A 6,611-nucleotide genomic window follows, 5' to 3' on the forward strand; every position below is an offset into this window, starting at 1 on the left:
TCAAACAGCAGCAAATCCTCCCTATGTCCTATCATCAGGACACAGGGAGGATTCTTTATATTATCAGAAAAATTATGGCTTTGTGTCTGAGACGACGACGTAGCCGCCGTCCTTATCCTTGCGGACTTTGCCGATTTGCGGGAAGTGCATGCCTGCAATCAGGCGATCTGTCCGGCTCAGTTCTGACAAAACGCGTTCCCGCGTCTGCGCAGCCAATGCGGGATCAACGTCGTAAACGCTGCAATACTCGGTATGGCGCATCTGAATGGGCGCAACGTGAATCATATCGCCGACAATAGTCAGCCCCTTATTGCCGGACGTAACGTCATAGCACGTATGGCCCATAGTGTGGCCGTTGGCGTTGCGGGCCGTAATCCCCGGCAGGCTTTCTTCGTCATAGTCAAATAAGGCAATACGGCCTTCATAAGCTTTTGCCACCTTTCGTGCCAGAGTAATGTATTCCGCTTCCCTGTCGGCGCCTTGGACAATCCAACGGTCATATTCCTTCGCGGCAATATGGAGCACAGCGTTAGGATAAACGGCCTTACCGCCGTGAAGCAGGCCGGAAATATGGTCTACGTCCATATGGGTGAGCAAAATATCTGTTACGTCGTCCGCAGATACGCCGTATTTCGCCAAGTAGTCCACTGTCCTGCCGTCTACGCCGCTTTCCGTGCCCCAGCCGCCGTCGACAAGGACCCGTCTATCTCCCGTTTGAATCAAATAGGTACGGGTAATCGTATGGAACTGCCCCTTCGGCATGAGGGCCATGCGGTCCGGATACTGAGATAGGTCGGGAAAAATGCTGCTTTCTAAAGTCAATGGGCTTTCATCAAAGGCATAGACAGTAATATCATTTAAAACGACTTCCTGGGCCGGCGCAAGGTCGGCATACTGCTGTACGACGGCCGCCGGCTTTACCGGAACCGTCTGTGGAGCCGCCAGCACGGACGGCATCATCATCGCGGCTATGGCCGCAGCGAACACGGCTTTCGACAGAGTACGCCGCGTAATAAAATGCAAATTCATATCTATTCCTCCTTATAAAATATCATGAAACCTGAGCTATCGTTTCTTCTTTGCCAGAGCGGTGAAAAGCAAGCGACCGCAGCCGCAGGAACACGACGCTGACGGCGGCAAAGGCCGCGCCGCCTAAGAGAACCGCCGCCGTCCCCCACTGGGCAATGCACCAGCCGCAGAGGGCCGACGCGGCCATGGTACCGGCGTTGGCCGACGTAAGGAAGATGCCGCTGGCAAATTCCTTTGCTTCCGGCGCAGCCTGGGTGAGGATATACTGCTGCGTGCTGGCGTTGACACCGCCGATGAAGCCCCAGGCCACGACGAGGACGGCCATGACAGCCGCCATCGCGCCGCCCAGCCATACCAAGGCGTACAGCGCCAGCAGAACCCAGGGAAAGGCCTGCACAGTCAACCCCTCGTTCCAGCGGATGAGCCGCCCCGACAGAAAGCTTCCTGCGCTGTTGGATAGGCCGTAAACGAATAAAAACAGGCTCACAGCACCGCCGGACAAGACCGTCACGACTCCCAAGTATTCGGCCAAATAGGTAAACACGCCGAATAAGGCGCCGTTCATGAAGACGATGGCAAAAATCGACATCCACACGGCAGGACGGCGCAGGATGCCGATTTGCTCGCCGTAAGTCCGTTTCGGGCCGGCCGGCATGGACGGAATACAAAACAGCGTCGCAAAAAAAGCCGCCGCTGTGACAGCCGTGAAGAAGGCGAAGGCCGCCTGCAGCGATACGGCGTCGGCCAGGAAGTTGCTGACGGGTACGCCGAGGACCATGCCGGCAGCTACGCCGACCATGACCTTGCCGACGGCATCGGGGGCGTACTCCTGCGGCACTGCTTCTGCCGCCGCCGAAAAGGCCAGGGCGCAGTACACGGGATGGAAAAAGGCCGGAATGACCCGGGCCGCCAAGAGGATGGCAAAGCTGTCCGTCACGGCCGATATGACGTTGCCGGCGATAAAGACGGCCAGCACGAAGAGCATCGCCTTTTTCCGCTCAAACCGCGACATGAGCAGGGGCATGACCGGCCCCGACACGGCGACGATGAGGGCAAACAAGCTGACCAACGCCCCCGCTTCGGAAATAGATACGCCGAAATACGCTGATACATACGGCAGAAGGCCGATAACCCCCATTTCCGTATTTAAAATGCCGAACACGCCGACGGCTAAAATAAAGATAAACAACCGATGTCCTTTCATCATGGCCTCCTATGGGCGGAACAGACGGCGGCGCTGCCGCATCCGCTATGGACTGCCGCAGCGCCTGCCGTTTTCCTTAGTTCTTTAAATAGTGATTGAAAAACTGGGTCAGCTTGCCGAAGGGGATGACGTCGGTCCTGTCATACAAATCGACATGGCCTGCATGGGGGACGATGTACAGCTCCTTCGGTTCGCTCGCCAAACGATACGCGTCTTCGCTGAATTCACGGGAATGGGCGTTGGCTCCGGCGATGAACAGCATGGGCCGCGGCGAAATCAAATCCAAGTCGTTGAAGGGATAGAAATTCATGAACTTCACGTTTGTCGTCAGCGTCGGGTGGGTCGTGTGAGCCGGGTCTTCGCCGGGCGTCGTATACGAGCCGCGGGACGTGCGGTAGTAATCGTAGAATTCGCGCTGAATCGGGTCCGTATCCTCCGTCAGCTCGTGGGTCGTGCCGCTCGTATATTGTCGTTCGCCGCCTTCAAATTCGACATAGCGCTGCTGGGCCGCCTGGGCGATGATCGCCTTACGCTGCTCCAGCGACACGGAATGATGGAGGCCGTGGCGGTTGGCATCGCCCATATTATACATGCTGACCGTTGCGATAGCCTTGAGGCGCGGGTCGATTTTCGCCGCGCTGATGGCGAAGCTACCACTGCCGCAGATGCCGATGACACCCATGTTGTCCCGGTCTACGAAATCGCGGGTGCCGAGGTAGTCGGCGGCGGCGCTGAAGGCTTCGGCATAGGTATCGGGATTGACGCTGTTGCGCGGCATCCCTTCGCTTTCACCCCAGTAGGGCAGGTCGATAGCCAATGTCACATAGCCCTGTTCAGCCATTTTCTGGGCGTACAGGCTGGCGCTCTGCTCCTTCACGGCTCCCATAGGATGGCCGACGATAATGGCCGGCAGCTTCTGTCCGGCTTTCAGCGTCTTAGGAACGAAGAGATTTCCGGCGACCTTCATATCGTATATATCGGTAAACGTCACGGTTTTGCCGTCCACCTTGTCGCTGACGTAGAAATTATCGGCTCCGCGGGACATATCGCCGGGCGGCAGGGTCGCATCGGCTATCAAACGCGGCGCGTGTTCCGCTATATCGGCCGCGGCGGCCAGCCCGCCGAATCCTAAAACGGATAGGCCTAACAAGGCCATGATAATATAGTTTCTGCTTCGTCCTTTCATAGGAATACCTCCTCCGATGTTCTGCTTCAAAAGTCCTTCTCTTGATAGCTCAAGTATATACTACGGGAATAGCAATAACAAATACTTAGAAAAAATGCCAATCCATGTTTTAAAAGCATGAATTGGCATATAAAAAAACGGCAGCGCCCCCGATAGAGCAGCTGCCGCCGCGCCGTTACCGCAGATATTTTGCGTACAGCATATACACGATAAAGGCGACGAGAGGGACGACGACGATTCCTACTAATTGACCTACCATAGTATCACTTCCTTAGAACATACACGGTAAGGAGGCTGCGAAGCGTCCTCTATTTCTTGTTATATATAGTATATCAGATTTGTTCCCGCAGGACGACCTGTTCCTGCCCGTCTACTTCGCGCAGCTGGACGGAAATGTCCTCGCGCCGCGACGTCGGCACGTTTTTCCCCACGTAATCGGCGCGGATCGGCAGCTCGCGGTGCCCCCTGTCGACGAGGACGGCCAGCTCGATGTAGCGGGGCCGGCCCAGCTCCATGATGGCATTCAGGGCCGAGCGGACCGTCCGTCCCGTAAAGAGGACGTCGTCGACTAAAATGACCGTCTTGCCGTCGGCGTCGAAGCGGGTCTGCCCTTTGGCGACCATGTTGATAGACGTCTTTTTGGCGTCGTCGCGATAGGCGGAAATATCCAGGTCGTAGACCGGCACAGCCAGGCCTTCAATAGCCGACAGTTCCGCTGCCAGCCGTTTAGCCAGCGGTACGCCCCGGGTATGGATGCCGACGAGAACCGTATTATCCAGCCCTTTGTTCCGTTCGATGATTTCGTGGGCAATGCGGCGAATCGCCCGGCCCATGGCTTTCTCATCCATGAGCAGATTTTTTTCTTTCCACATCGTACACACCTCGCTTATCTGTGCTGTTCGGCACGGTGCAGGCACGCTGCAAAATCGTCGGGCATAGGCGCTTCAAAGTGCATGGCCTCTCCCGTGACGGGATGAACCAAATCCAGGCAATGGGAATGAAGAGCCTGTCCCTCAATGGGAAAATCATCTTTTTTATAGCCGTATAAGGGATCGTTGACGACGGGATGGCCGATGTAGGCCATGTGGACGCGGATCTGATGGGTCCGCCCCGTCTCCAGCTTGCATTCAATCCAGGTGTACTCGCCGTAGCGCTTGAGGACGCGGAAATGGGTCACGGCTTCGCGGCCGCCCTTAAAGGTGACGGCCATCTTGATCCGGTCCTTGGGATGGCGGCCGATGGGGCCGTCGACGATGCCCTTTTCTTCGGCAATGTTGCCGTGGACGAGGGCCCAATAGGTACGGCGGGCCGAATGGGCTTTGATCTGCGCGGCCAGTCCCTTATGAGCTTCGTCGTTTTTCGCAGCCACCATGACGCCCGACGTATCCTTGTCCAGGCGGTGGACGATGCCCGGGCGTATGACGCCGTTGATGCCGGACAGCTCGCCGCGGCAGTGGTACAGCAGGGCGTTGACCAGCGTGCCGTCGGGATTTCCCGCCGCCGGATGGACGACCATGCCCCGGGCCTTATTGACGACGATGATGTCCTTGTCTTCGTATACGATATTCAGGGGGATATCTTCCGGCACGGCCTGCAGCTCTGCCGGCTGCTCCATCGTCACGGCCACTTCGTCCCCTTCGTTCAGGCGGCGGTTGCTCTTGGCCGCCTTGCCGTTGACCAGCACATCGCCCGTTTCGACAAGCTGCTGGGCGAAGCTGCGGGATATATCCATCGTCTTGGCCATATAGACGTCCAGCCGCGTATCGGCCCATTCTTCCGTTACGGTTACTCGTATTTCATCCATATTGGTATCCTCGCTTACTCAGAAATATGTGTCCAGCTGTACCACAGCAGCAGGCATACGCCGACGACGATGCCGATATCGGCGATGTTGAACACTGGCCAGATGCGGAAATCGAAAAAGTCGACGACAGCTCCGTGCAGAAAGCGGTCCAAGGCGTTGCCGAAGGCGCCTCCCAGGAGCATGCCCGCGCCGGCCTGCACCGCCCGATGCTCCGGCAGCTTCTTGCGAAATACAGCGTACAATACAAACAATAGTATTGCCATAATCAGAAAAAGCCAGCGTTGATTTTCTAAAATACCAAACGCCGCGCCTCTGTTTAAAATATATGTAATATGAAAAAATCCCGGAATGACCGGAATCGATTCATGAAGCGTCATTCCTTGCTGAATCAGCCATTTGCTTCCCTGGTCCAACGCAATGATTACCAGGGCGATATACCATACCTGCACCCAAAACCTCCTATGTGCGCATCTTTCCGTACGATATCGTACAGTGATTCTATCCTATCATATTGACCGGCAAAATTCAAATAAAAAAGGAGACATATACATGTCTCCTTTTTTATCTTATAGTCGGGGGTGCTATTATTCAGCAGAGATAGCACCAGTCGGACATACGGATTCGCAAGAACCGCAATCGATGCAAGCGTCAGTGATAACGTACTTCGTTTCGCCTTCTTCGATAGCACCAGTCGGGCAAGCGCTGCGCAGGAACCGCATTTTACGCATTCGTCAGAAATTACATGCATGTTTTTCACCTCCAGACTCATGTCGTTCGGGGAACTAGTCCCTTGTTCTTTCTCATTATTGCACGAATAGTTGAAAATGTCAATGACCCCGCATCGGGCAAAAAAAGTATTTTCAGCCATGTCCCAAACCATTCTCCCTCAGATATACAGGCACAGTCTGCCTTCTCTCTCCTGGGCTGCCCTAAATGCTCCAAACCGCCCGCAGCAGCTCAGAATGAATATCGTTCATTATCAGCATGAAAGATAAACGTTTTACGTTTCTGCTGCCATATACAGCAAAAGAGCCGGCGAGGGGGGCCGGCTCTTTCTAAGTGTAAGATACTATCGGGGGAAGATAATATCTTAGCTTTGCTGAAGACATAAGATAGGGGTGTTCGAGGGGTATATGAACAACTTATATCTTCAACTCGTCGTAGATGATCTGTTCTACACTTATTATAATAGCAGGTTACGGCCAAAAGTAAATTAAATTTAGATTAAAATTCGATTAAATTTTTACCAGGTTAATTGTAAGGTTAATTGTAAAATGAATTTGAACAGGTAATCAAAAAACAAAAATCCATAGTGAAGCTTCATGTTAAAATGGTTTTGCGAGAAATCATCAACAAAGGAGCAATCACTATGGATCACATCCATTCTA

6 protein-coding genes and 1 pseudogene are annotated in these 6,611 nt (G+C 54.3%); all 7 read right to left on the bottom strand.

What is annotated here, in order from left to right; all coding sequences use genetic code 11:
• Nucleotides 1-72: 72 nt before the first annotated feature.
• Nucleotides 73-1,029, bottom strand: coding sequence for an MBL fold metallo-hydrolase (locus CJ260_RS11185; RefSeq protein ID WP_095630247.1), 957 nt, complete (start codon nt 1,027-1,029; stop codon nt 73-75).
• 22 nt (nt 1,030-1,051) lie between these two features.
• On the bottom strand, nt 1,052-2,236 hold the full coding sequence (locus CJ260_RS11190) for an MFS transporter (protein ID WP_095630248.1): 1,185 nt from the start codon (nt 2,234-2,236) through the stop codon (nt 1,052-1,054).
• A gap of 73 nt (nt 2,237-2,309) precedes the next feature.
• Complete coding sequence (locus tag CJ260_RS11195) at nt 2,310-3,419, bottom strand: alpha/beta hydrolase (RefSeq protein ID WP_198947459.1); 1,110 nt, start codon at nt 3,417-3,419, stop codon at nt 2,310-2,312.
• A gap of 332 nt (nt 3,420-3,751) precedes the next feature.
• On the bottom strand, nt 3,752-4,291 hold the full coding sequence (pyrR, locus tag CJ260_RS11200; protein ID WP_087478383.1) for a bifunctional pyr operon transcriptional regulator/uracil phosphoribosyltransferase PyrR: 540 nt from the start codon (nt 4,289-4,291) through the stop codon (nt 3,752-3,754).
• A 14-nt stretch (nt 4,292-4,305) separates the two neighbouring features.
• A complete protein-coding gene (locus CJ260_RS11205) occupies nt 4,306-5,223 on the bottom strand; it encodes an RluA family pseudouridine synthase (protein ID WP_095630249.1) in 918 nt (305 codons plus the stop codon).
• A gap of 14 nt (nt 5,224-5,237) precedes the next feature.
• Complete coding sequence (lspA, locus tag CJ260_RS11210) at nt 5,238-5,672, bottom strand: signal peptidase II (protein WP_087478381.1); 435 nt, start codon at nt 5,670-5,672, stop codon at nt 5,238-5,240.
• Nucleotides 5,673-5,807: 135 nt separating this feature from the next.
• Nucleotides 5,808-5,971 (bottom strand): annotated as a pseudogene (locus tag CJ260_RS11215) (DUF362 domain-containing protein).
• Nucleotides 5,972-6,611: the final 640 nt, after the last annotated feature.

Origin of the sequence: Megasphaera sp. ASD88 (assembly GCF_002287425.1) — a bacterium.
Classification (GTDB): domain Bacteria; phylum Bacillota; class Negativicutes; order Veillonellales; family Megasphaeraceae; genus Megasphaera; species Megasphaera stantonii.